This window comes from Amycolatopsis endophytica, assembly GCF_013410405.1.
Classification (GTDB): domain Bacteria; phylum Actinomycetota; class Actinomycetes; order Mycobacteriales; family Pseudonocardiaceae; genus Amycolatopsis_E; species Amycolatopsis_E endophytica.
This window is the reverse complement of the sequence record NZ_JACCFK010000001.1, coordinates 3,559,240-3,582,901: the sequence shown is the minus strand read 5'-3', so window position 1 is coordinate 3,582,901 and position 23,662 is coordinate 3,559,240. Positions and strand designations below refer to the sequence as shown.

The following is a 23,662-nucleotide window of genomic DNA, read 5'->3' as shown; positions in this document are numbered from 1 at the left end:
CTCCTCATGAGCAACATCGACGTCGTGATCACCGGGATCGGCGCGACGACGCCTCTCGGCGGGGACGTCGCGTCCACGTGGGAGGGCATTCTCGCCGGTCGCAGCGGCATCCGGCGGATCGAGGCCGACTGGGTCGAGAAGTTCGACCTGCCGGTCAAGATCGGCGCCACGCTCGCCGAGGATCCGGCGGAGGTGCTGCCGCGCGTGCAGGCACGCAGGCTGGACCGGTGTGAGCAGATCGCGCTCATCGCCGCCCGGCAGGCGTGGGCGGACGCCGGTTTCGAGCAGCCCAGCGACGAGCACACCGACGTCGATCCGGAACGGCTCGGCGTGTCCATCGGCACCGGCATCGGCGGGCCGCTGACGCTGCTGGCGATGGACGATCTGCTCGAGGAGCACGGCATCCGGAAGGTGTCGCCGCTGACCGTGCCGATGCTCATGCCGAACGGTCCCGCCGCGCACGTGGGCATCGACCTCAAGGCCAGGGCCGGGGTGCACTCGCCTGCTTCGGCGTGTGCCTCCGGTGCCGAGGGCATCGCCAACGGCTACCAGATGATCCAGAACGGCCGGGCCGACGTCGTGGTGGCGGGTGGTGCCGAATCGTGCATCCACCCGATCACCGTGGCCGGGTTCGCGCAGGCCCGGACGGTGTCGACGCGCAACGACGAGCCGGAGCGCGCGTCGCGGCCGTTCGACGCCGACCGCGACGGGTTCGTGCTCGGTGAGGGCTCGGGCGTGGTCGTGCTGGAGCGGGCCGACCGGGCGAAGGCCCGCGGCGCCAGGATCTACGGTCGTCTGGCCGGTTACGGCATCACCTCGGACGCGCACCACATCACCGGCAACCACCCGGAGGGCATCGGGCAGATCGCCGCGATGGCCAACGCGATGACGATGGCGGGCCTGACGTCGGCCGACGTCGGGCACGTCAACGCGCACGCAACGTCGACGGTCGTCGGCGACATCGGCGAGGCCGCGGCGATCCGCAAGGCCGTGGGTGAGCACCCGGTGGTGACCGCGCCGAAGTCGGCCATGGGTCACCTCGTCGGTGGGGCGGGGGCGGTCGAGGGCATCCTGACGCTGCTCGCGATCCACCACGGGCTGGTGCCGCCGACGCTGAACCTGGAGAACCTCGACCCGAAGGTCGGGCTCGACGTGGTGGCCGGTGAGCCGCGCAAGGTGGAGCTGACCGCGGCGCTGAGCAACTCGTTCGGTTTCGGCGGGCACAACACCGCGCTGCTGTTCACCGCCGCGTGAGTTGATTTCTCGTGACGGACCCCGGCTCCGGCCGGGGTTCTTTTTTTGTGGTCAGCAGCGGGACAGTTCGGGGGTGGTGGACCCGCTGGCGGCGTCGACCTTCCACGCCGAGGATTCGAGGGTCAGCGGCAGGACGAGTCGCCAGTGCACGCAGGCTTCGGGCAGTTCGGGCGGCGCGTCCGCCGGGTCCTGGGTGCTGGTGAAGCCGACGAGGACCCGCAGCTGCTTGTCCGGGACGGCGTCGATCCGGTAGACGAGGATGCTGCCGTCGCGGGTGCTGTCGTAGTCCTTGAGCCAGGTGCTTTCCGGCTTGGCCTGCTGGCGCTCGCGGGTGACGGCGGTTTTCCAGAGGTCGTAGTCGCGGTTGTTGATGGAATCGAAGTATGCCTGCATCACCGCGCGGACCGCGGTGTTCTGCGGGTGTGCCGCGGCGTCCGGCGTCAACTCGACCGTGCCCGGACCTGGCTGCTGCTCGATCGGACGCGGCGCGGCGGACTGCGCCAGAATCGCGTCCGGCGCGGATTCGGGCAGCCGGTAGAGCTCACGGGCGAGCAGCCCGCCACCGACCATGATCGACACCACCACGATGACGACCGGCGCGAGCCATCGCGGCCGGACCACGGGAGGCGGCGACATGGCTGTCACATCGGCAGCGTAGTAGTGATCGTTACGGCTCGCCCGGGGCGGTCCACGCGGGCGGGCCGGGTGCTCGGCGGGAGCGCTCCGGGGGCCGCGCCAGAGCGGCGACGGGTTCCGGCACCGCGCCCCGGCGCGAGCTCAGCCCACCCGGTGCAGCCACGTCACCGGCGCGCCATCGCCCGCGTGCCGGAACGGTTCCAGTGCCTCGTCCCAGCTGGCGGCCAGCAGTTCGTCCAGCTTGTGCGCCAGCTGCTCCCCCGCGCGGCACGTGGCGACGAGCGTGCGCAGCTGGTCCTCGCCCACGACGATGTCTCCGTTGGCGCTCGTGCGGCCGTGCCAGAGGCCCAGTCCGGGCACGTAGCAGTACCGTTCGCCGTCGACGCCGGTGCTCGGCTCTTCGGTCACCTCGAAGCGCAGCATCGGCCACGCCTTCAGACCGGCCGCCAGCTTGGCGCCGGTTCCGGCGGGCGCGCTCCACGTGCACTCGGCGCGGAGCTGCCCCGGGGCGGCGGGTTGCGCCGTCCACTTCAGATCCACTCGGGTACCCAGGGTGCCCGAAATCGCCCACTCGACGTGCGGGCACACCGCAGACGGCGACGAGTGGACGTAAACCACGCCACGGGTGCTCACTGCTGACCTCCGCTACTCGACGAGGGGCGTCTTCCCCTACGACCTCGCGAGCACCGGTCCCTGCCGTGCGCCTCCATGACGTGACCACATTGTGCACCCCGACCGTGCTGTTTCGCCACAGGAACCTCAGAAGTTTCACCGGTGATCGGCGCGTTCCCTTGACCCGGCAGGCCCGACGAGGTCATGCCGACGCGTGGTGGTGATCACGATCGATCACCGCGTGCACACGAATCGCGGGAGATTTTCACACGATGGAGGGGCGGCACGCTAGCGTATGGCCGCAACGCGGACACGACTGGGAAGGTGCGGGGTGCGGCTGATCCGGCTGGAACCACAGCCCTCGCGCGTGGCCGAGGACGTGCGGGCCGCGCTGGCCGCACTGGGTCGCGGGGACGAGTTCGCGGGCGGTGTCGCGCTCGCCGGTGCCCGTCCCCTACCGGGCCGTCCGCCGGTCGAGGCGGTCGTCGTGCTGCCGAAGCTCGTCCTGGTCGTCATCGGCGTCGACCTGCCCGACCCGGCGATCCGGCTCGAAGCGCCCCTGACCGGGCAGTGGAAGGCGGACGGCTGGCCGCTCGTCGCCGACGGAACCACCGTCAACCCCGCGACCGAAGCCCTCGCCCTGGCCGAGGCCGTCACCGAACGGCTGCGCCCGGACGTGCCCGAGCACCTGCCGATCGCCACGGTCATCGCCGTCGGCCCGTTCGTCGAGGAGATCGAGCAGCCACCGGCCGACCTCGCCGGTCACGTCCGCGTCCTGTTCCCGACGCAGAACAACCTCCTCGCGGCGATCGCCTCGCTGACGCCCGCTCCGTGGCCGTGCAGCCCGGCCCAGGCACACGCGCTGATCGGCATGCTCGCCCCGGACGCGCACCTCACCGGCGACCTGCTGGCCGCGGAAGGGTTCACCGCCACCGAGGAGTCGGCAACGGTGAAGCTCCCGCCGGTGAAACCACGGCCGCGCAGGCACCGCCCGGCCACACCGGTCACGGTGCCGCCGATCGTGCCGCCCGCCGAGATGACCATGCCGGTCCCCAGGATCTCGGCGGCCGCACCCGCCCTGGCCGCGCCGGTTCCGGCGTCGACGTCCATCCCCTGGCGCCCGGTCACGGCGATCGCCGTGGTGTTCGTGCTGATCGTCGCCGTGGTGGTGCTGTCGGTCGGCGGCGGGGACGACGAATCGGTCTCCGCGCCGCCGACCACCACCGCGGCCACGCCCGTGCCGCAGGCCGTGGCGGGGGTCCAGTTCACCAAGCGCGCGTCCGGCTCCGAACGCACCTGCGCGGCCCGCGCCTACGGTGACCTGCAGGCACAACTCCAGGTCACCGGCTGCGCCGGAATGGAACGCGGCAGCTTCGAGGCGACGGTGGACGGCCGTCCCGTCGCCGTGTCGGTCGCGGTCCTGACCTTCGCCAGCGACGAGCAGGCCACCGCGTTCAAGCAGCTCGCCGACACCCCCGGCAGCGGCGGGATCAGCGATCTCGCGACCGAAACCCACCAGTGGCCGCGCGAACCGGACGTCGACGGGGCCGCCTACCAGAGCGCGATCTCGGGCGCGGCCGTGCGGCTCGTCCTGGCCGCCCACCTCGACGGCCCCTCCGCGCCGGACGACCCCACCCTGCTCCGCGCCGCGGGCGCCGCGCTGGGTGTGCGGATTTCCTAGAGTCCGTACTCCTCCAGCAGGCGCAGCCACACCTCGCTGATCGTCGGGAACGACGGGACCGCGTGCCACAGGCGCCCGAGGTGCACCTCGCCCACGACGGCGATCGTCGCCGAGTGCAGCAGCTCCGCGATGTCCTGGCCGACGAACGTGACGCCGACCAGCACCTCCCGGTCGGTGTCGACGATCATCCTGGCCTTGCCCCGGTACCCGTCCGCGTGCAGCGACGACCCCGCGACGGCGATGTCGATGTCGACGACGCGGTGCGGCGCGCCCTGCTCGGGTTCGGTCAGCCCGACCGAGGCGACCTCCGGGTCGGTGAACACGACCTGCGGCACCGCGACGTGGTCGGCGGTGCTGCTGTGCTTGCCCCACGGCCGGGTGTCGACGGGTGTGCCGCCCGCGCGGGCGGCGATCACGTCGCCCACCACGCGTGCCGCGTACTTGCCCTGGTGCGTCAGCAGCGCGCGGCCGGTGACGTCGCCCGCCGCGTACAGCCATTCGCCGTCCACTTCGGACACCAGACCACTGTCGTCCACGGTGAGCGGCTTGCCGGGGGCGAGCCCGACGACCTCCAGGCCGATGTCGTCGGTCGCGGGCCGCCGCCCGGTCGCGACCAGCACCTTGTCCGCTGTGACGACCTCGCCGCCACGCAGCTCCAGCCGGGCCGCTCCGTCCACTTCGGAGGCACGTTCGAGACCCGAACCGGCGTGCAGCCGCACCCCGTCGGCCCGCAGCCCCTCGGCGACGGCGTCACCGGCGAAGTCCGGGTACCGCGGCAGCGGTCGCGGGCCGGTGAGGATCAGGTCGACCCGCGCACCGAGCCGGGCGTAGGTCTGCGCCATCTCGACCCCGACCACACCGCCGCCGACGATCGCCAGCCGTCCCGGCACGGTGCTGCTCGACGTGGCCTCGCGCGATCCCCAGACCGGCACCTCGTCCAGCCCCGGGATCGGCGGCGTCTTCGGCACGCTGCCGGTACAGACCACGACCGCGTGCCGCGCGCGCAGCACCCGGCCGCCGTCCACAGTGATCTCGCGCTCACCCGTGATGCGACCGCGACCGCGGACGGTCTCGATGCCCGCACCCCGTGCCCACTCGACCTGGCCGCTGTCGTCACCCTTGCCAGTGAACGCGTCACGTCGCTCGAACACCGCCTTCGGGTCGAGGGCATCCCCCACCGGGACACCGGGCAGCCGCCGGGCCGCGGCGAGCGCGTTTCCCGGTCGCAGCAAGGCTTTGCTCGGCACGCAGGCCCAGTAGGAGCACTCGCCGCCGAACAGTTCCTGCTCCACCAGCGCCGCGGACAGACCTCCCCGGACGGCCCGGTCCGCCGCGTTCTCCCCCACCGGTCCGCCACCGATCACGATGACGTCAAAAGTCTCTTCGGACATGCGCACAGCGCACACCAGCCCGGCGCCCCGCGCAAGTGGGACAGGTATTCTCGGCGGCAAATCTGAGGTACTGGAGGTTATCGGTGGCGAAGAACACCGCGGTGCAACTACTGGACGACCTGAACGGCGAGCCGGCCGCGGAGACGGTGCGGTTCGGCCTGGACGGCGTCGAGTACGACATCGACCTCTCCGACTCCAACGCGGACGGCCTGCGGGAGCTGCTGGGTACCTACGCCGGGGCGGGCCGCCGCACCGGTGGCCGCAAGCGCCCGCCGCGGCGCCTCACCCCGCCGAAGCGGACACGCCGCCCTTCCGCCACCGCGACGGCGAAACCGGCGGCGGGCAAGGCGAAGTCGGCCGGGGCCAAGGGCACGGCGGCCAGGGCCACCACCGCCGCGAAGCCCGCGGCGGGCGGGAAGACCACCCGGGCGAAGGCCACGGCGAAGGCCACCGGCACGGCCAAGACCGCCAAATCCGGCGCGGCCGGGAAGGTGGCCAAGCCCGCCGCGGCCGCCAGGGCCACGGCGAAGCCGGCGCCCGCGAAGCGGACCTCCGGCAAGCCCGCGAAGTCGGCGGCCGCCACCAAGGCCGGCACGACCAAGACCGCCGCCAAGGCCCGGACCGGCAAGTCCGCCGCGACCAAGTCCGGCGCAGTGAAGGCCGGCCCCGCCAAGCGGGCTGCCTCCGGCGCCGCGAAGTCCGGTTCCGCCAAGGCCGCCGCCAAATCCGGTGCCACCAAAGCCGCGGGCACCACGGCGGCCGGGACCACCGGCGCCAAACCCTCGAGCAAGACCACCAAGCCCGCGTCGAAGCCGTCGCGCGCCAAGTCCGCGGCTGACGAGCCCACCGGCAAACCGGCCGCGAGGAAGGCCGCCCCGGCGGAGAAGGCGCCCCGCAAATCGGTGCGCAAGGCGCCGCCGGTGGTGTTCTCCGCGGCCGGGAACTAGCGCGCTTTCCGTTCCGCCGCCGCCACATCCGCGGATCGGTCGATCCCGAGGTGGTCGCGCAGGGTGGTGCCGCTGTACTCGGTCCGGAAGACGCCCCGGTCCTGCAGCAGCGGCACCACCTTGTCGGCGAACTCGTCGAGCCCGCCCGGCGTGATGTGCGGGACGAGGATGAACCCGTCGCTCGCGTCCTCCTGCACGTAGGTGTTGATCGCCTCGGCGACTGACGACGGCGAGCCGACGAAGGTCTGCCGTCCGCTGACCTCGACCACCAGGTCACGGATCGAGAGGTTCTTCGCCTCGGCCAGTTCCCGCCACTGCCGCACGGTCTCCACCGGGTCGCGGTACATGCGGGTCTGCGCGCGGCCCTTCGCGAGCTGGGTCCCGGTCACCGGCTCGACGTCGGGCAGCGGGCCCTCCGGGTCGAAGCCCGACAGGTCCCGGTTCCACACCTGTTCCAGGAACTTGATCGCCGTCTGCCCGCTGACCTGCTGGTAGCGCACGATTCCGGCCAGTTCCTCGGCCTCGGCGTCGGTGTCGCCGAGCACGAACGTCGCCGCGGGCAGGACCAGCAGCTGGTGCGGCTCGCGGCCGTAGGCGGGCAGGCGCCGCTTCACGTCGGCGTAGAACTTGCGCCCCGCGTCGAGCGTGCCGTGTCGGGTGAAGATCGCGTCCGCGGTGGCGGCGGCGAACTCACGGCCCTCCTCGGAGTCACCGGCTTGCAGGATCACCGGCCTGCCCTGCGGCGAGCGCGGCACGGTGAAGCGGCCCGCGATGTCGAACTGCGCGTCGTGGTGCTCGAAGGCGCCCGCCCGTGCATCGCGCAGGAACGTTCCCGACGGCTTGTCCGCCACCACAGCGCCGCCGTCCCAGGAATCGAACAGCTCGGAAGCCGCCTGCAGGAACAGTTTCGCCCGCTGGTAGCGCTGGTCCTCGGGCAGGTAGCCGCCGCGGCGGAAGTTCTCCCCGGTGAAGGCGTCCCACGAGGTCACCACGTTCCACCCGGCGCGACCCTCGGACAGGTGGTCGAGGCTCGCGAACTGGCGGGCCACCTCGTAGGGCTCGTTGAAGGTCGAGTTGATGGTGCCGGTGAGGCCCAGGCGGCCGGTGACGGCGGCGAGCGCGGCCAGCACGGTGAACGTGTCCGGACGGCCGACCACGTCGAGGTCGTAGATCCGGCCAGCGTGCTCGCGCAGCCGCAGGCCCTCGGCGAGGAAGAAGAAATCGAACTTGGCGCGCTCCGCGGTCCGTGCCAGGTGCACGAACGAGGAGAACTCGATGTGGCTGCCCGCCCGCGGGTCGCTCCAGACGGTGGTGTTGTTGACGCCGGGGAAGTGCGCGGCGAGGTGGATCTGCTTCATCGCGTCGCTCCTGCGTAACGGCTCACGGGACGGTCGAGGCCGAGCAGGCCCCGCAGCGTGGTGGACTCGTACTCACGGCGGAACGCGCCGCGCTGTTGCAGTTCCGGCACGAGGGCACGGGTGATCGCGGTCAGGTCGTGCGGCAGCGCGGCGGGCCGCAGCCGGAAGCCGGACAGGCCCGCGTCGCGCCAGGCGAGCAGGTGATCGGCCAGCTGCGCCGGTGTCCCGGTGAAGACCAGCGCGTCCGAGCTATGCTCGGCGAGGTCGTCCAGGCGGGCCCGGCGGTCGCGGGCGGCCTGCTCGGTCTCGTCGAGGACGACCTCGACATCGGCGAACACGAGCAGATCACCGAGTTCCCTGGCGAGCGCGCCCGCCTGACCGGTGTCGTGCGGGGTGAGGAACACCAGATCGGCCGCGCGGGCGGCGAGCCGGTGGATCTCGGGCACGTGCGAAAGCACCGCGACCGGGGGCTGGCCCTGCGGCGGGCGCGGGGTGATCGACGGGCCCTTGACGCCGAAGAACCGCCCCGTGAAGTCGATGTAGTGCAGCTTGTCGCGGTCGACGAACCGGCCGGTGGCGGCGTCGCGGATCTCGGCGTCGTCCTCCCAGCTGTCCCACAGGCGCCGCACGACCTCGACCCAGTCGCCCGCCTCCTCGGCCAGGTCGGGCAGCGGGACGGGGAACTCGCGGCGGCCGAAGTGCCGCGCGTCCGCGGGGTCGCTCGCGATGCGGACCCGCACCCCGGCGCGGCCCTGCGACACGTAGTCGAGGGTGGCGATCGCCTTGGACAGGTGGAACGGCTCGGTGTGCGTGGCGATCGCCGTGGGCACGAACCCGAGGTGCCGGGTCAGGGGCGCGACGCGGGAGGCGATCAGCACCGCGTCCAGCCGCCCCCGCACCCGGTCGGTGCGGTCGGGCCCCGGCCCGAACGAGTCCTCGATCGTCACGAAGTCCAGCAGGCCGCGTTCGGCTTCCGTTGCCAGGTCGCCCCAGTACCGGGGGTGGAACAGCTCGTCCGGACGCGCATCGGGCTCCCGCCACGCCGCCGGGTGCCAGCCCGCGCCGTCGAGTGCCACCGCGAGATGAACCATGCCTCGCTCCTTTCGGCTCCACCTTCTCCAGCGACCGGGTGGCGCGCGCTATTTCGCGTACCACCCGTTGGGACGCTTACGGTGGACGCATGTACTCCACGGAGATCGAGGTGAAGACCGGCGGCCGCGCCGTCGTGCACGACCTGACCAGCCAGATCCAGGAGTTCCTGGCCGAGGCGGAGGCGGCCGACGGGCTGCTGCACGTCTTCGTGCCGCACGCCACGGCGGGCCTGGCGATCCTGGAGACCGGCGCGGGCAGCGACGACGACCTGCTCACGGCGCTGGACGAGCTGCTGCCGCGGGACGACCGGTGGCGGCACCAGCACGGCAGCAAGGGCCACGGACGCGACCACGTGCTGCCGGGGCTGGTCCCGCCGTACGCGAGCGTGCCGGTGCTGGACGGGGCACCGGCGCTGGGCACCTGGCAGTCGGTCTGCCTGGTGGACACCAACATCGACAACCCGGTCCGGCACGTCCGCTTCAGCTACCTGGCCGGCTGAAGCTCCGGCGCGGGGGGGGTACCGCGGCAGGCCGCTGACGGCGGCCCGGCCAGAGCAGCACCACCAGGCCCGCCACGAGCATCGCGCTCAGCACCCACAGACCGGTGGTCACGTCCGGTGCGCCCGGTGTGCCCTGCAGCAGGCTGCGCATGCCCTCGGTGGAGAACCGGAACGGCGTCCACGACCAGAGCAGCGTCCGGTAGGCCGGGTTCAGCAACTCCGGTACCTGCCCGGCCACGGCGGGGGCGAGCAGGTACAGCGGTGCGAGGATCGCCATCGCCCGGATGCCCATCAGCCGCAGCAACGCGGCCTGCACCGAGGCGAACGCCGCCACGATCAGCATCAGGTAGCCGAGCACGTCCCAGCCCAGCGGCAGCGACGACTCCCACAGCGCCACGAACCCCGCCGCGACGGCGGTCATCAGCACCGCGGTCGCGGCCACCTGCGCGAGGCGGGCCGCCGCGCCGAGCCGTCGGCCGGTGCGCCCGGCGAGCAGTACCAGCAGCGCACCGGCGGCCAGGCTGCCGATCCACGCGATGATGCTCATCGCGAGCGGTGCGGTGCGCCCGGCGGGGCTCGCCGGGTGGAGTGTCTCCACGCCCACCGGTGCGGCGGGGGTGCCACTCGCCCGGGCCATCGCGGTCGCGACCGCCTGCCCGGCCCCGGTCAGGGCCTGCTGCACGATCTGGGTTCCGCTCGGGTTGATCGCGCCCGACACGACGACACCGACCCGTCCCGGCGCGAGTTCCAGTACGCCGTAGACGTCCTTGTCCGCCAGGAGCCGTCTGGCTTCCCCGGGTGAGGTGACCTGCCAACTCAACGCCTCGCCGCCCTGGCCGGACACCTGCTCGGCGACGGACCGCAGCTGGGGCGGGGCGTTGCCGGGCACCGTGACCGCGACGGGCAGCCCGTCCGGCTCGACCGACGCCTGGACACCGACGGTGAGCAGTCCGAGCACCACCGCGATCAGCGCGCCGGCCAGCGCGGCGAGCCCGGCTACCGGCAGTCGTGGGGATGTCGCGCCGGACATGGGGGCCTCCCAGAAATTCTTCCAATGTTGAATTCAGGGGTCACGGTAGCGCCGCGCGGCGCTCGAAGTCAACGATTGATGAATAATGGTCTTGGTAGCGTCGCGGACGTGACGGACAGCGCGCACCGGCTGGTGCTGTGGGACATCGACCAGACACTGATCGACCTGCGCGGCGCGGGCCGCGGCTGGTACCGGCAGGTGCTCGCCGAGGTGACCGGTCTGGCGATGACGGAGATGCCGGACTTCTTCGGCCGCACCGAGCGCGCGATCACCGCGGAAGTGCTGACGCTGCACGGGATCGAGCCGACCGAGGAACTGATCCAGCGGATGTGGACAGCGCTGACCGCGGTGTCGGAGACGGCGCTGCCGGAACTCGGCAAGCGGGGACTGGCGTTGCCCGGCGCCGCGGCGGCACTGGCGGGCGTGGCGACCGCGGGCGGAGCGCTGCAGTCACTCGTGACCGGGAACCTGCGCGAGGTCGCGTGGCACAAGCTGTCCGCGTTCGGGCTGCACACGCACCTGGATTTCGAGATCGGCGGCTACGGCAACCTGTCCGCGTACCGGCCGGACCTGGTCGCGTTCGCGGTGGACCGCGCGCACGCCGCACACGGCAGCCCGTTCGAGCCCACGTCGGTGATCGTCATCGGCGACACGCCACACGACATCGACGCGGCGCGCGCCCACGACGCCGTCGCGGTCGGCGTCGCGACGGGCCGCTTCGACGAAGAAGCCCTCCGCGACGCCGGGGCACAGGTGGTGCTGCGCGACCTCAGCGACACGGATCTCGTGCTCTCCGCCGTTTTCGGTTGATCAGTGTTCGGCTGATCAGCCGCGGACGAGCTTCACCAGGTGGTCGACCACCGCGTCCACCGCGATTTCCTCGCGGTCACCCGAGCGGCGGTCCTTGACCTCGACCACGCCCTTCGCCAGCCCGCGCCCGACGACCAGAATCGTCGGCACGCCGACCAGTTCCGCGTCGGCGAACTTGACGCCCGGGGTGGACTTGCGGTCGTCCAGCAGCACGCTCACCCCGGCGGCGTCGAGGTCCGCGGCCAGCTTCTCGGCGCCCGCCGCGATCGACTCGTCCTTGCCCGCGATCACGACGTGCACGTCGAACGGCGTCACCTCGCGTGGCCACACCAGGCCCAGCTCGTCGTGGCTCTGCTCGGCGATGGCCGCGACCAGGCGGGACACCCCGATGCCGTAGGAGCCCATGGTGACGCGGACCGGCTTCGAGTCGGCGCCCAGCGCGTCGACCTCGAAGGTGTCGGTGTACTTGCGGCCCAGCTGGAAGATGTGACCGATCTCGATGCCGCGCGCGGCGACCAGGGTGCCCTGACCGTCCGGGGACGCGTCGCCCTCGCGCACCTCGGCGGCCTCGATGGTGCCGTCCGGCTGGAAGTCGCGGCCCGCGACGAGGTCGACGACGTGGTGGTCGGCTTTGTCGGCGCCGGTGACCCAGGCCGTGCCGGTGACCACGCGCGGGTCGACGAGGTAGCGAACCCCGTTGTCCAGCAACGCCTTCGGGCCGATGTAGCCCTTGACGAGGAACGGGTTGGCGGCGAAGTCGGCCTCGTCGAGCAGCGCGACCTCGGCCGGCTCCAGCGCGGCCTCCAGGCGTTTCTCGTCGACCTCGCGGTCACCCGGCAGCCCGATGCCGAGGATCCGCCACTCCTTCTCGCCCGGCCCACGGGTCTTCACCATCACGTTCTTGAGCGTGTCCGCGGCGGTGAAGGTGCGGCCGGAGTCCGTGTTGTTGAGGAAGTCGACCAGCGTCTGGATCGTCGGCGTGTCCGGCGTGTGGTGCACCTGCGCGGCGGGCTGATCCTCGACGGACCGCGCGGGCGGCGCCGGGGTGACGACGGCCTCGACGTTCGCGGCGTAGTTCGAACCGGTGCTGCGGACGTAGGTGTCCTCACCGGTCGCGGCGACGGCGAGGAACTCCTCGGACGCCGAACCGCCCATCGCGCCGGAGGTGGCCGCGACGATCACGTACTTCAGGCCGAGGCGGTCGAAGATCTTGATATAGGCGTCGCGGTGCAGCTGGTAGGAGCGCGCCAGGCCCTCGTCGTCGAGATCGAAGGAGTAGGAGTCCTTCATGACGAACTCGCGGCCGCGCAGGATTCCGGCGCGGGGACGCGCCTCGTCGCGGTACTTGGTCTGGACCTGGAACAGGATGACCGGGAAGTCCTTGTACGAGCTGTACTCGCCCTTGACGGTGAGGGCGAACAGCTCCTCGTGCGTCGGGCCGAGCAGGTAGTCGCCGCCCTTGCGGTCCTTGAGGCGGAACAGGCCGTCGCCGTACTCGGTCCAGCGGCCGGTCTCCTCGTAGGGCTCCTTCGGCAGCAGCGCGGGGAACAGGATCTCCTGCCCGCCGATCGCGGCCATCTCCTCGCGCACGACGTTCTCGATGTTGCGCAGCACCCGCAGGCCCAGCGGCAGCCACGAGTAGCCGCCCGGTGCGACCCGGCGGACGTAGCCCGCCCGCACCAGGAGCTTGTGGCTGGGAACCTCGGCGTCGGCCGGATCCTCACGCAGGGTGCGAAGGAACAACGACGACATCCTGGTGATCACTGGGGTGCTCCTCGAAGTGGGCGAGTTCGCCGGTACACGGTGTGACCAGGGTAGTCAACGGGGTGGCTGGACCTTCAACCGGTTATCGCGGAGCCCGGAACCGTCGGCGGCGCCCTCGGCACTGAGGACGACAAGGACAACCAGTTCTGCGCCGGCGAGTCCCACGTTCCCGCGCGCGAGTCCCACGTTCGCGCGGGGTCAGCGCGGGAGGACCGCGCCCAGTTCGCGGGCCGCCGCACGGAGGGCGGGCACGAAGGACTCCAGTTCGGCCACGGAGATCCGGTAAGCCGGGGCGGCGGTCGACAACGCGGCGATCGCGACGCCGTCCGGTCCCAGCACGGGCACCCCGACCGCCCGGATGCCGGTTTCGTGCTCCTCGTCGGCCACCGCGTAGCCGCGAGCGCGCACCGTGTCGATCTCCCGCGCGAACTCCGCGCGGGAGGTGATCGTCCGCGGCGCGAGCGCGGTCAGCTCCAGCGACTCCACCAGCGCCTGCCGCGACGGCCCGAACGCCACCAGGCATTTGCCCATCGACGTGCAGTGCAGCGGCCCGCGCCTGCCCGGTTCGCCGCGGATCTGGATCTGCCGCGGCCCGTGCACCGAATGCACGTACACCTGCTCGTGCCCGTCGAGCACCGCCATCAGCGTCGGTTCGCCGGTCTGCTCCGTCAGCACCCGCAGCACCGGCAACGCGACCCCGGCGAACCCGCGCGCATGCGACACCCGCTGCCCCAGCTCGAACAGCCGCACCCCCAGCGCGTACCGCTTCGAATCCGGGTCGCTGCGCGCGAAACCCTGCTCCTGCAAGGAACTCAGCAGCCGGTGCGTCGTGCTCACCGGGTAGCCCGCGCGCCGCGCCAGCTCGGACAGCCCGACACCGTCCGGGTGCTCCCCGAGCAGGGACAGCACCCGCAAAGCCTTGCCCACCATGTCAGCCATCCACGGCCTCTTGACGCCTCCCGGTGAACCCTCCACACTCGACCACGATACGGAAAATCTTTCCACATGACGGAAAGAACGGCAAGGAGGCCGCGATGGAGAGCCCGCCAGTGACCGGGACGGCGGCGACCCTGGGCAGACAGCGCTGGATGCGCCTGATCCCCATCGTCTTCGTCACCTACAGCCTCGCCTACCTCGACCGCTCGAACTTCTCGATCGCAGCGGCGGGCGGCATGTCCGAAGACCTCGGCATCACGAGTTCGACATCGGGACTCATCGCGGCCTCGTTCTTCGCCGGGTACTTCCTGCTGCAGGTGCCGGGTGTGCTCTACGCCGACCGCCGCAGCGTGCGCGACCTGATCTTCTGGTCGGTGCTCGCCTGGGGCGCGCTCGCGACGCTGCAGGGGCTGCTCAGCTCCGTTCCGCTGCTGATCGTGGTCCGCTTCCTGCTCGGCGCGGTCGAGGCGGCGGTGCTGCCCGCGCTCGTGGTCCTGCTCGCCCGCTGGTTCACCAAAGCCGAGCGCGGTCGCGCCAACGCCTTCCTCATCCTCGGCAACCCGGTCACCGTCATGTGGCTGTCCGCGGCGTCCGGCTACCTGATCGAGGCGACCAGCTGGCGCGGCATGTTCATCATCGAGGGCGTTCCCGCGCTGATCTGGGCGTTCTACTTCCGTGCGCAGGTCCGCGACCGGCCCGCCGACGCACCCTGGCTCGCACCGGCCGAACGCAACGCCGTGGACACCGCGATCGCCGCCGAGCAGGCCGGACTGGCCCCGCCGACCGGTACGCGGCACCCGCTGCTCGACGCGCTGCGGTCCCGTGACGTGCTGGTCCTGTCCGCGCAGTACCTGCTGTGGAGCATCGGCGTCTACGGGTTCGTGTTCTGGCTGCCCTCGATCGTGAAGGCGGGCTTGTCGGCCGGGATCGGCGCGACCGGGCTGCTGTCCGCGGTCCCCTACGCGTTCGCCGTGGTCGCGATGCTGCTCAACTCGCGTGGCTCGGACCGCGCGAACCGGCGCATTCGCTACGTGTGGCCCTGGCTGCTCGCCGGGGCGGTCACCTTCTACGGCTCCTACCTGGCCGGGCACGACGCGTTCTGGCTGTCGTTCGCGCTGCTGGTGCTCGCCGGCATCGCGATGTACGCGCCGTACGGCCCGTTCTTCGCGATGATCCCGGAGCTGCTGCCGCGCCGCACCGCGAGCGTCGCGGTGGCGCTGGTCAACGCGGCCGGCGCGCTCGGTGGCTTCCTCGGCACCTATCTGGTGGGCTGGTTGCGCACCGCCACCGGCACCGACGCCGCGGCGTTCCTGATGCTGGCGGGCACGATGGCCGCCTCGGCGGTCGTCCTGTTCGCCGTCCGTCCTCCGGAGAAGAAGACCCCATGACACCCCGAGTACTGCTGCCCTGGTCCGACATCGCCGTCCCGGACGGTGTGGAGGCCGCGTTCTACGACGGCACCGGCACCCCGCCGGACGTCTCCGCGGTCGAGTTCTACGTCCTGCCCTACGACCGCGGCCCCGAACCACCGCGGCTCATCGCGAAGATGCCGTCGCTCAAGGCGGTGCAGTCGCTGTCCGCGGGCGTGGACAGTCTGCTGCCGCTGATCCCGGACGGCGTCACGCTGGCCAGCGGACGCGGCCTGCACGATCTCAGCGTCGCCGAGCACGCGCTCGCGCTGATCCTGGCCGCGCAACGCGATCTGCCCCGCTGGATCGGGCAGCAGCGCGCCGGATCCTGGGACCGCGTGCACACCCGCTCGCTCGCCGACGAACGCGTCCTGCTGGTCGGTTACGGCTCGATCGGCCGGGCCGTCGAGCGGTACCTGGAGGCCGGGGAAGCCGACGTGGTGCGCGTGGCGAGCACCGCACGGGAAGGCGTGCACGGGATCGACGAGCTGCCCGGCCTGCTGCCCGGTGCGAGCATCGTCGTGCTGGTCCTGCCGGACAACCCGGCTACGCGCGGTCTGATCGGCGCGCGCGAACTCGCCGCGCTGCCGAACGACGCGCTGGTGGTGAACGTCGGACGCGGCACGGCGATCGACACCGCGGCGCTCACGAAGGAGGTCGCGGACGGCCGCCTGCGGGCCGCCCTCGACGTGGTGGACCCGGAGCCGTTGCCGCCGGGACACCCGCTGTGGCGCCTGCCGGGGGCGATCATCACGCCGCACGTGGCGGGCGGATCGAACTCGTTCCACCCGCGGGCGGTACGGCTGGCCGGAGAGCAGCTGGCGCGCTTCATCCGTGGCGAACCGCTGGTCAACGTGGTGCGTTGATCAGGACGCCTGCGCGTACTCGACGACGTAGTCGGCCGTGCAGACGCAGCCGCCGTCGACCTCCTCGCACCGGACCGTGAGGCTGTGCCGCACCAGATCGGTGTCGGCGCAGTCCGGTTCGGTGCACTCGGCCAGCGAGTTCACGTGCAGGACGAGGGTGCCGTGGCAGTGGTCGAGATCCAGTGCGCAGGTGGGGCACTCCATGTCTGACACCTTCCGAAGATTCGCGTTGCGGCACCTTGGTACCACCGCGCTTCACCGGAACGTGGGAGGAGGTCCCCGGCGTGTCGGTGTGAGCTCAGGCGCTCTTGGTCGGGCGGCGGCTCCGCGCCGAGGTCCCGGCCGGTTTCCTGGCCGCCGCGCCCTTGGCGGGTTTGCGGGCCTTCTTCGCCTCGCTGACGCTCGCTTCCAGCGCCGCCATCAGATCGACGACGTCGCTCTGGGGCGAGCGGCCCTTCGGTTTCGTGGTCTTCCTGCCCGCGATCTTGGCGTCGATGACGGACTCCAGCGCCTCGCGGTAGGAGTCGGTGTACTTGCCCGGGTCGAACACCGGCTCGGTCAGCGAATCGATGAGGGACCCGGCCATGCTCAGCTCCTGCGGCCGGACCTGCGGCAGCTCGTCGCCGAGGAAGCCGAAGTCGGGGGTGCGCACCTCGTCCGGCCACAGCATCGTGGTCATCACCATGACGTCGGCGTGCACGCGCAGCAGGGCGAGCGTCTCCCGCTGGCGCAGGGCGACCTTGGCGATGGCCACGTTGCCGGACTTGTGCAGCGCGTCGCGCAGCAGGACGTAGGGCTTGACCGCGGCCTTCTGCGGCTCCAGGTAGTAGTGGCGGTCGAAGTGCAGCGGGTCGATGGCCTCCAGCGGCACGAACTCCAGCACGTCGATGACGTTGGAGCTGGACAGCGGCAGGTCCTTGAGGTCCTCGTCGGTCAGCACGACCATCTCGCCGTCGCCGGTCTCGTAGCCCTTCGCGATGTCGGCGTAGGGCACCTCTTCGCCGTCGATCGTGCAGAACCGCTTGTACTGAATGCGGCCGCCGTCGCTGACGTGTACCTGGCGCAGGGACACGTTCTTGTTCTCGGTGGCCGCGTAGAGGCTGATCGGGATCGTGACCAGCCCGAACGACACCGAGCCCTTCCACATCGATCGCATCGCCGGGGCCCTCCGCTCCTGCCGACATAACCGCAGGTCAGACGTTACGCGAGAACAGGGCCCGCCACCAGGCGGCCAACTGGCCGCACCCGATCACCGGCGAAGCGAACTACGCTGTTCCGGTGGCGGGCACCCTTCCGAACGAGCTCACGAGTTTCGTCGGCCGCCGACAGGAGCTCTCGGACATCCGGCGGTTGTTGTCCACCGCGCGCCTGGTGACGCTCACCGGGCTCGGCGGGGTCGGCAAGACGCGCCTCGCGGTGCGGGCGGCGGTGGGGCTGAAACGCGCTTTCCCGGACGGGGTGCGGTTCGCCGAGCTGGCCGCGCTGGACGATCCGGTGCTGTTGCCGCAGACCGTCGCCACCGCGCTCGGTCTGCGCGACGAGGCCGTCGAACCCGCCGACCGGCTCGCCCAGTTCCTCGGCGACCGGCAGGTGCTGCTGGTGCTGGACAACTGCGAGCACCTCACCGACGCGTGCGCGACCCTGCTCGGCAAGCTGCTCGCGGCGACGAGCGGGCTGCGGGTGCTGGCCACCAGCCGTCAGCGCCTGTCCGTCGAGGGCGAGCACCTGCTGCCGGTGGAACCGCTCACCCTGCCCGAGCGGCCGGGGGCCGCCGAGGGGTCGAACGGCTGGGACGCGATGTCGCTGTTCGCCGACCGGGCCGCCGCGGTGTCGCCGGGGTTCGAGCTCAACGCGGGCAACGAATCGCTGATCGGCACCATCTGCCGTCGCATCGAAGGGCTGCCGCTGGCGATCGAACTGGCGGCGGTGTGGTTGCGGACGCTGTCGCTGACCGACCTGAACGACCGCCTCGCCGACCGCTTCGCGCTGCTCGCCGAGGCATCCCGCACCGCGCCGCCTCGCCAGCAGGGCCTGGAGGCGCTGGTCGACTGGAGTTACCAGCTGTGCCTGCCCGCCGAACAGCGGTTGTGGGAGCGGCTTTCGACGTTCCGCGGCGGGTTCGACCTGCCCGCCGCGGAGTACGTGTGCGCCGGCGACGGCATCGAGGCCGAGGAGGTGCTGGGCCTGCTCGCCGGTCTGGTCGACAAATCGGTTCTGGTGCGGGACCGGGAAACCTACGGCCACAGTGCCCGCTACCGGATGCTGGAGACGCTGGCGGAGTTCGGCACGGCCAGGCTCGCCGCCGACCGGGCACCGGACGAACCCGCCCGCAGGCACCGGGACTACTACCGCGATCTCGCCCGGCGCTTCGCCGAGGAGAAGATCACCGGGCGGCAGCAGGACTGGATCACGCGGCTGCAGGCCGAACACCCGAACCTGCGGGCCGCGCTGGAATCCTGGCTCGAGGAACCCGATCCGCGTCCCGCGCTGGAAATCGCCGGGAACCTGTCGGTGTTCTGGATCGCGGGCGGCCACCTCGTGGAGGGCAGCCGCTGGCTGAACCGGGTGCTCGCGCGGAACGGGAAACCGTCGGCGGAACGGGCCCGCGCGCTGCACGCCTCGCTGCTCACCAGCACCTGGCTGGGCGTGCGCCGCGGGTTCGCGGGGCGGCTGCGGGAGTACCGCACGATCGCCGCCGCGCTCGGGGATCCGGTGATCGACGCCGAGCTGCTGGTGTGCGAGGGTGTCAGCCGCTACTTCCTCGGCGATCCGGAACGGGCCTGCGAACTGCTCGAACAGGCTCACGACGCGTGCGGCGGACTCGGTGACGACGGGCTCGCCCTGCAGATCCTGCCCTACCTCGCGCTGGCCCGGTTCGTGGTCGGCCAGCCGGACGCCGAGAAGGCGGGCGAGCAGGCGGTCGAACTGTGCGCGGCGCACGGCAACCCACCCTGGTACACCGCGCTCGCGCTGTGGGTGCTGGGGCTGGCCGTGTGGCAGCGCGGCGACCTTCAGCGCGCGAAACGCCTGCAACGCGACGCGATCCGCCTGCGCGAACCGGCCGGGGACCCCTCCGGGATCGCGCTGAGCCTGGAAACGCTCGCCTGGTGCGCGACCGCGGAACGGCGGTTCAACCACGCCGCACGGCTGCTTGGCGCCGCCGCGACCGCGTGGCGGCTGTCCGGCGCGGGACGTATCGAACCCGCGTTGCAGCAGGTTTCCGAAACGCGCGCCGCGCTCCCCGCGCGCGAGGCACTGGGCCGGGCCGCGTTCGAACAGGAACACGCGCGCGGCGCGGCGATGAGCTTCGAGAAGGCGGTGGCGTTCGCCCTGGACGAGCGGCGGGCACAACCCGCGCCGGAGACCGGGGCACGCCACCCGCTCACCGCCCGCGAGTCGGAGATCGCCGGTCTCGTGGCGAAGGGGCTGAGCAACCGGCAGATCGCCGGTCAGCTCGTGATCTCCCAGCGCACGGCGGAAACACACGTCGAGCACATCCTCGCCAAGATGGGGTTCACCTCCCGCAGCCAGATCGCGGCCTGGGTCACCGCGAACGAGACCTGACCACGGCGGAACTGCGGGCCGGGGTGGCGGCGGCCGACGGCCGCCTCGGCATGCCGTCGTGGCCGGATCCGCACGGTGGGATGGGCGAGGTCAGGGACGAGGAGTACTCGCGGGTCACGTCTCCCGAGCGCTACGACATCGTGCACGCCCGCGCGCACGCGTGGACCGAGCAGCTTCGCGGGCTGCCGGGAGTCGAGGTGGACCCGCTCGCGCCGGCGCCGCTGGACCGCGACGAGCGCTACGGCGAGTTCGACCGCGGCGTCCGGATCACCTCGGACCGGCCGGGAACGCTGCCCCTGCTGCTTCTCCAGCAGGACGCGCCGTTGTCCGCACAGGAGGGGACGGTCGCGCTGCTGCAGGTCAGCGTCGTGCGGCCGGATGTGGTGGTGTTCCGGCAGGACTGCGTGTGCGACGCCTGCGACCACGGCTCGGCCGGTCTGCTCGGAGCGATCGACGGGAAGATCGCGGCCGTGGTCGGTGGGCCGTTCGTGGTGCTGCGAGGGGACGGCTGGAACGCGCAGTGGCACCCGGACGGCGGCAGCAGCTCGAACAGCCGGAACCACCGCTCGGTGATGGAGTCGTGCCGTCGTCTCGCCGCCGGTGAGGAGGTGCGGTTGCCCGGGCACACCGAGGTGTTCGCGGGAAGGTCCTGGCTGCGCTGAGCCACATCGTCCGACGTCGGACGTCGTATGCTCGACGGTCTCAGGACTTCGGAGGGTGGCAGGAGTGCGAACACCACGCGGCCAGGAGCTGGCCGACTCCATCGTCGAGCTGATCGAGCGCCGCGGGCTCGAACCGGGCGATCCCCTGCCGCCGGAGCCGCGGCTGGTGGAGGAGTTCGACGTGGCCCGCAACTCGCTGCGCGAGGCGCTGCGCACCCTGCAGGCGCTGGGCATCGTGGAGATCCGCCACGGCTACGGCACGTTCGTCGGCGCGGCGAGCATGACCGCGCTCAGCCCGTCGCTGCTGTTCCGCACGCGCGCCCGCTCGCGCGAGGACCTGCGCGGGCTGCGTGACCTGCTGGAGGTCCGCCAGATCCTGGAAACCGAGCTGACGTGCAAGCTCGCGCGGCAGCGGGACGACGCGCTCCTGGACCGTCTCGCCGACTGCGTACGCCGGATGGCCGATCCGGCCGTCTCCGCCGCGGCCGACGGCGAGTTCCACGAGCTGCTGTGCACCGCCGCGGGCAACGAGCTGGCCGCCGAGCTGATCCGCCTGTTCTGGGCCGTGTACCGGCAGACCGAGGTCCTGATCGGCGCTCCGCGGACTCCGGCGGACGCGCTGGTGGCCAAGCACCAGCTGATCGTGGACGCACTCGCCGCGGGCGATCCCGCGGTGATCGCCGACGCCGTGCGCCGCCACTTCGACGAGGTTCGCGGCCGCCTGGAACCGGATGGCTGAGCCGGAATCACACGAGTGGCCGAGTTCCACCATTTGTGAGAAACGCGATTTCTGCCCGTAACGAGTGAAGTCGGGTGGACGTGCGGGCCGATCCGAGAGGACGCTGGGACCGAGACGGAGAAGGGGTGGGGACATGGCGACGGTGGCCGAGCAGATGGTGCGGATCCTGCGGGACTGCGGCGTGCGGCGCATCTACGGGATCGTCGGCGACAGCCTGAACCCGGTCGTGGACGCGGTGCGGCGCACACCGGGCATCGAGTGGGTGCACGTGCGCCACGAGGAGACGGCGGCGTTCGCCGCGGCCGCGGAGGCACAGATCACCGGGCGGCTCGCGGTGTGCGCGGGCAGTTGCGGGCCGGGCAACCTGCACCTGATCAACGGGCTGTACGACGCGCACCGCAGCGGCGCGCCGGTACTCGCGATCGCCTCGCACATCCCGTCGGCCCAGATCGGCACCGGGTTCTTCCAGGAGACGCACCCGGAGCAGCTGTTCGCCGAGTGCAGCCATTTCAGCGAACTGGTGTCGCAGGCCGACCAGATGCCGAGGCTGCTGCGGATCGCGATGCAGACCGCGGTCGGGCGGGGCGGCGTGTCGGTGCTGAGCATCCCGGGTGACGTGTCGGAGCGGCGTGCCACCGGGTCCGGGGTGGAGACCGTGCACCTGGTCGAGCCGTCTCCGGTGGTGCCGCGGGAGGCGCGGATCGCCGAGCTGGCCGACGTGCTCGACAGCGGCGAGAAGGTGATGTTGTTCGCCGGGGCGGGGTGCCGGGACGCCCACGACGAGGTGATGGCGCTGGCCGCGCGGCTGCACGCGCCGGTGGGCCATTCGCTGGGCGGCAAGGAGTGGATCCAGTTCGACAACCCCTACGACGTCGGGATGAGCGGGTTGCTCGGGTACGGGGCGTGCTACGACGCGATGCACGAGGCGGACCTGGTGGTGCTGCTGGGCACCGATTTCCCCTACGACGGTTTCCTGCCACAGGCACACACGGTCCAGATCGACACGAACCCGGCGCACCTGGGTCGCCGGACGCCGCTCGACCTGGCCGTGCACGGCTCGGTGAAGGAGACACTGGCCGCGGTGCTCCCCCGGCTGCGGCAGCGCACCGACAGGTCCTTTGTGGACCGCATGTTGCGCGAGCACGCGCGGAGCCTGGAAAAGGTGGTCGACGCCTACACGCGTGACATCGAGCGGCACACCCCGATCCATCCGGAGTACGCCGCGGCGGTGCTCGACGAGGTCGCCTCGGACGACGCGGTGTTCACTGTGGACACCGGGATGGGCAACGTGTGGGCCGCCCGGTACCTGACCCCGAACGGACGGCGGCGCGTGATCGGCTCATTCCGCCACGGCAGCATGGCCAACGCGCTGCCGCACGCGATCGGCGCCGCCCTGTCCTCCCCTGGCCGCCAGGTGGTCGCCCTCTCCGGCGACGGCGGACTGGCCATGCTGATGGGTGATCTGCTGACGTTGTCGCTCTACGACGTGCCGGTGAAGGTCGTGTTGTTCAACAACGCCTCGCTGGGCATGGTGAAGCTGGAGATGCTGGTGGACGGCCTGCCCTCCTACGGCACGGACCACACGCCGGTCGATTTCAGCGCGATCGCCGCGGCGTGCGGGATCCCCGCGACCCGGGTCGACCATCCGGCCGAGATCCGCGCCGCCCTGACCAAGGCGTTCGAGCAACCGGGCCCGGCGCTGGTCGAGTTGACCACCGACCCGAACGCGATGTCCATCCCACCCAAGATCACCAGCGAGATGCTCCGGGGCTTCGCGCTGGCCGCGAGCAAGACGGTGCTGAACGGCGGCGTCGGCAAGATGGTGGAGCTGGCCCGCAGCAACCTCCGCAACATCCCCCGGCCCTGACCCGCCCGGCCCCACGGTCACGGCACGGGTGCCTCGCCTCGCTCCACTGCACCGCGTCCGCGCCTGGGTTCACGGAAGTCGACTGGCCCCGGCCACCGCAGGATCAGGGCAACGCAGCCCCGCCCCACTCCACCCACGACACCCCCTCCGGCCCCGGACCAACGTAGGGTCGGGCCGTGCTGGTTCTGCGTTCGATCGGGCTGTTCGTGCTGGCGGCGATCGCCGAGATCGGTGGGGCGTGGCTCGTCTGGCAGGGGGTCCGTGAGCACCGCGGGTGGATCTGGATCGGCGCCGGGGTGATCGCGCTCGGGCTGTACGGGTTCGTCGCCACCCTGCAGCCGGACGCGAACTTCGGGCGCATCCTCGCCGCGTACGGGGGCGTGTTCGTCGCCGGGTCGCTGGCCTGGGGCATGGTCGCGGACGGCTACCGGCCCGACCGGTTCGACGTCATCGGCGCCCTCATCTGCCTCGCGGGTGTCGCGGTGATCATGTACGCCCCGCGCGGCTGACGAAGCTGACCGTCTCCGGCGACCCGCTCACGGCAC

At 71.8% G+C, this 23,662-nt stretch carries 22 protein-coding genes; 12 read left to right on the top strand and 10 right to left on the bottom strand.

Translation table 11 applies throughout. From position 1 onward, the window contains the following. Nucleotides 1–6: 6 nt before the first annotated feature. Entirely contained in the window at nucleotides 7–1,254 is a 1,248-nt protein-coding gene (locus tag HNR02_RS17750) for a beta-ketoacyl-[acyl-carrier-protein] synthase family protein (RefSeq protein ID WP_179774260.1), read from the top strand. 51 nt (nucleotides 1,255–1,305) lie between these two features. Here HNR02_RS17750 and HNR02_RS17745 read toward each other — a convergent pair whose 3' ends face one another. Together HNR02_RS17745 and HNR02_RS17740 are read right to left on the bottom strand one after the other, a co-directional pair. Then, nucleotides 1,306–1,890 carry a hypothetical protein gene (locus HNR02_RS17745; protein WP_179775979.1) on the bottom strand — a complete coding sequence of 195 codons (585 nt, stop codon included), beginning with the start codon at nucleotides 1,888–1,890 and terminating at the stop codon, nucleotides 1,306–1,308. Nucleotides 1,891–2,031: 141 nt separating this feature from the next. After that, nucleotides 2,032–2,523: a DUF3145 domain-containing protein gene (locus HNR02_RS17740; protein ID WP_179774259.1), complete on the bottom strand. Its 492-nt coding sequence runs from the start codon at nucleotides 2,521–2,523 to the stop codon at nucleotides 2,032–2,034. A gap of 310 nt (nucleotides 2,524–2,833) precedes the next feature. On the opposite strand from HNR02_RS17740, the gene HNR02_RS17735 reads away from it, so the two are divergent. Continuing rightward, the gene (locus HNR02_RS17735) at nucleotides 2,834–4,183 is read left to right on the top strand and encodes a hypothetical protein (protein ID WP_179774258.1); all 1,350 of its coding nucleotides are present in this window, start codon (nucleotides 2,834–2,836) and stop codon (nucleotides 4,181–4,183) included. Here the strand turns inward: HNR02_RS17735 and HNR02_RS17730 are convergent. Further along, nucleotides 4,180–5,574: a dihydrolipoyl dehydrogenase family protein gene (locus tag HNR02_RS17730; RefSeq protein ID WP_179774257.1), complete on the bottom strand. Its 1,395-nt coding sequence runs from the start codon at nucleotides 5,572–5,574 to the stop codon at nucleotides 4,180–4,182. The two genes, HNR02_RS17735 and HNR02_RS17730, sit on opposite strands and share 4 nt — an antisense overlap. Nucleotides 5,575–5,657: 83 nt before the next feature. Here HNR02_RS17730 and HNR02_RS35505 point away from each other — a divergent pair, with 83 nt between their 5' ends. Beyond that, the gene (locus HNR02_RS35505) at nucleotides 5,658–6,521 is read left to right on the top strand and encodes a histone-like nucleoid-structuring protein Lsr2 (RefSeq protein WP_179774256.1); all 864 of its coding nucleotides are present in this window, start codon (nucleotides 5,658–5,660) and stop codon (nucleotides 6,519–6,521) included. On the opposite strand, the gene HNR02_RS17720 is transcribed toward HNR02_RS35505, so the two are convergent. Both HNR02_RS17720 and HNR02_RS17715 read right to left on the bottom strand, forming a co-directional pair. Beyond that, nucleotides 6,518–7,879 carry an NtaA/DmoA family FMN-dependent monooxygenase gene (locus HNR02_RS17720; RefSeq protein ID WP_179774255.1) on the bottom strand — a complete coding sequence of 454 codons (1,362 nt, stop codon included), beginning with the start codon at nucleotides 7,877–7,879 and terminating at the stop codon, nucleotides 6,518–6,520. The genes HNR02_RS35505 and HNR02_RS17720 overlap by 4 nt on opposite strands. Continuing rightward, the gene (locus HNR02_RS17715; RefSeq protein WP_179774254.1) at nucleotides 7,876–8,970 is read right to left on the bottom strand and encodes an LLM class flavin-dependent oxidoreductase; all 1,095 of its coding nucleotides are present in this window, start codon (nucleotides 8,968–8,970) and stop codon (nucleotides 7,876–7,878) included. The genes HNR02_RS17720 and HNR02_RS17715 overlap by 4 nt, the downstream gene beginning before the upstream one ends. Nucleotides 8,971–9,059: 89 nt before the next feature. Here HNR02_RS17715 and HNR02_RS17710 point away from each other — a divergent pair, with 89 nt between their 5' ends. Continuing rightward, the gene (locus tag HNR02_RS17710) at nucleotides 9,060–9,470 is read left to right on the top strand and encodes a secondary thiamine-phosphate synthase enzyme YjbQ (RefSeq protein WP_179774253.1); all 411 of its coding nucleotides are present in this window, start codon (nucleotides 9,060–9,062) and stop codon (nucleotides 9,468–9,470) included. Here the strand turns inward: HNR02_RS17710 and HNR02_RS17705 are convergent. Further along, nucleotides 9,451–10,500, bottom strand: coding sequence for an ABC transporter permease (locus HNR02_RS17705; protein WP_179774252.1), 1,050 nt, complete (start codon nucleotides 10,498–10,500; stop codon nucleotides 9,451–9,453). The genes HNR02_RS17710 and HNR02_RS17705 overlap by 20 nt on opposite strands. Before the next feature lie 108 nt (nucleotides 10,501–10,608). On the opposite strand from HNR02_RS17705, the gene HNR02_RS17700 reads away from it, so the two are divergent. Beyond that, the gene (locus HNR02_RS17700) at nucleotides 10,609–11,310 is read left to right on the top strand and encodes an HAD family hydrolase (RefSeq protein WP_179774251.1); all 702 of its coding nucleotides are present in this window, start codon (nucleotides 10,609–10,611) and stop codon (nucleotides 11,308–11,310) included. A 15-nt stretch (nucleotides 11,311–11,325) separates the two neighbouring features. Here the strand turns inward: HNR02_RS17700 and HNR02_RS17695 are convergent, their stop codons facing one another. Continuing rightward, nucleotides 11,326–13,074: a proline--tRNA ligase gene (locus HNR02_RS17695; RefSeq protein WP_179774250.1), complete on the bottom strand. Its 1,749-nt coding sequence runs from the start codon at nucleotides 13,072–13,074 to the stop codon at nucleotides 11,326–11,328. Nucleotides 13,075–13,272: 198 nt separating this feature from the next. Then, on the bottom strand, nucleotides 13,273–14,013 hold the full coding sequence (locus tag HNR02_RS17690; RefSeq protein WP_179774249.1) for an IclR family transcriptional regulator: 741 nt from the start codon (nucleotides 14,011–14,013) through the stop codon (nucleotides 13,273–13,275). Nucleotides 14,014–14,108: 95 nt separating this feature from the next. Between HNR02_RS17690 and HNR02_RS17685 the strand changes: the two genes are divergently transcribed. Next, nucleotides 14,109–15,398: an MFS transporter gene (locus tag HNR02_RS17685; protein ID WP_179774248.1), complete on the top strand. Its 1,290-nt coding sequence runs from the start codon at nucleotides 14,109–14,111 to the stop codon at nucleotides 15,396–15,398. Beyond that, complete coding sequence (locus HNR02_RS17680) at nucleotides 15,395–16,285, top strand: 2-hydroxyacid dehydrogenase (protein ID WP_179774247.1); 891 nt, start codon at nucleotides 15,395–15,397, stop codon at nucleotides 16,283–16,285. Before HNR02_RS17685 ends, HNR02_RS17680 begins: the two co-directional genes overlap by 4 nt. On the opposite strand, the gene HNR02_RS17675 is transcribed toward HNR02_RS17680, so the two are convergent. Beyond that, nucleotides 16,286–16,489: a hypothetical protein gene (locus HNR02_RS17675; RefSeq protein ID WP_179774246.1), complete on the bottom strand. Its 204-nt coding sequence runs from the start codon at nucleotides 16,487–16,489 to the stop codon at nucleotides 16,286–16,288. A gap of 94 nt (nucleotides 16,490–16,583) precedes the next feature. Then, the gene (gene ku / locus HNR02_RS17670; protein WP_179774245.1) at nucleotides 16,584–17,441 is read right to left on the bottom strand and encodes a non-homologous end joining protein Ku; all 858 of its coding nucleotides are present in this window, start codon (nucleotides 17,439–17,441) and stop codon (nucleotides 16,584–16,586) included. Between the two features lie 122 nt (nucleotides 17,442–17,563). Here ku and HNR02_RS36490 point away from each other — a divergent pair, with 122 nt between their 5' ends. From HNR02_RS36490 to HNR02_RS17645, 5 genes are all read left to right on the top strand, one after another. Continuing rightward, nucleotides 17,564–19,849: an ATP-binding protein gene (locus HNR02_RS36490; protein ID WP_179774244.1), complete on the top strand. Its 2,286-nt coding sequence runs from the start codon at nucleotides 17,564–17,566 to the stop codon at nucleotides 19,847–19,849. A 23-nt stretch (nucleotides 19,850–19,872) separates the two neighbouring features. After that, nucleotides 19,873–20,511, top strand: a complete 639-nt coding sequence (locus HNR02_RS17660; protein ID WP_312861042.1) for a DUF6226 family protein — start codon at nucleotides 19,873–19,875, stop codon at nucleotides 20,509–20,511. Nucleotides 20,512–20,575: 64 nt separating this feature from the next. Beyond that, the gene (locus HNR02_RS17655) at nucleotides 20,576–21,250 is read left to right on the top strand and encodes a FadR/GntR family transcriptional regulator (protein ID WP_179774243.1); all 675 of its coding nucleotides are present in this window, start codon (nucleotides 20,576–20,578) and stop codon (nucleotides 21,248–21,250) included. Nucleotides 21,251–21,383: 133 nt separating this feature from the next. Continuing rightward, nucleotides 21,384–23,117 carry a pyruvate dehydrogenase gene (locus HNR02_RS17650; RefSeq protein WP_179774242.1) on the top strand — a complete coding sequence of 578 codons (1,734 nt, stop codon included), beginning with the start codon at nucleotides 21,384–21,386 and terminating at the stop codon, nucleotides 23,115–23,117. Nucleotides 23,118–23,293: 176 nt separating this feature from the next. Then, nucleotides 23,294–23,626 (top strand): YnfA family protein, encoded by a 333-nt coding sequence (locus HNR02_RS17645; RefSeq protein WP_179774241.1) that lies wholly within the window; start codon nucleotides 23,294–23,296, stop codon nucleotides 23,624–23,626. Nucleotides 23,627–23,662: the final 36 nt, after the last annotated feature.

Coding starts and splice junctions, on each gene's coding strand:
- HNR02_RS17750 (WP_179774260.1), top strand. CDS start 7: ATGAGCAACATCGACGTCGTGATCACCGGGATCGGCGCGACGACGCCT.
- HNR02_RS17745 (WP_179775979.1), bottom strand. CDS start 1,890: ATGTCGCCGCCTCCCGTGGTCCGGCCGCGATGGCTCGCGCCGGTCGTC.
- HNR02_RS17730 (WP_179774257.1), bottom strand. CDS start 5,574: ATGTCCGAAGAGACTTTTGACGTCATCGTGATCGGTGGCGGACCGGTG.
- HNR02_RS17720 (WP_179774255.1), bottom strand. CDS start 7,879: ATGAAGCAGATCCACCTCGCCGCGCACTTCCCCGGCGTCAACAACACC.
- HNR02_RS17715 (WP_179774254.1), bottom strand. CDS start 8,970: ATGGTTCATCTCGCGGTGGCACTCGACGGCGCGGGCTGGCACCCGGCG.
- HNR02_RS17710 (WP_179774253.1), top strand. CDS start 9,060: ATGTACTCCACGGAGATCGAGGTGAAGACCGGCGGCCGCGCCGTCGTG.
- HNR02_RS17705 (WP_179774252.1), bottom strand. CDS start 10,500: ATGTCCGGCGCGACATCCCCACGACTGCCGGTAGCCGGGCTCGCCGCG.
- HNR02_RS17690 (WP_179774249.1), bottom strand. CDS start 14,013: ATGGCTGACATGGTGGGCAAGGCTTTGCGGGTGCTGTCCCTGCTCGGG.
- HNR02_RS17685 (WP_179774248.1), top strand. CDS start 14,109: ATGGAGAGCCCGCCAGTGACCGGGACGGCGGCGACCCTGGGCAGACAG.
- HNR02_RS17680 (WP_179774247.1), top strand. CDS start 15,395: ATGACACCCCGAGTACTGCTGCCCTGGTCCGACATCGCCGTCCCGGAC.
- HNR02_RS17675 (WP_179774246.1), bottom strand. CDS start 16,489: ATGGAGTGCCCCACCTGCGCACTGGATCTCGACCACTGCCACGGCACC.
- ku (WP_179774245.1), bottom strand. CDS start 17,441: ATGCGATCGATGTGGAAGGGCTCGGTGTCGTTCGGGCTGGTCACGATC.
- HNR02_RS17650 (WP_179774242.1), top strand. CDS start 21,384: ATGGCGACGGTGGCCGAGCAGATGGTGCGGATCCTGCGGGACTGCGGC.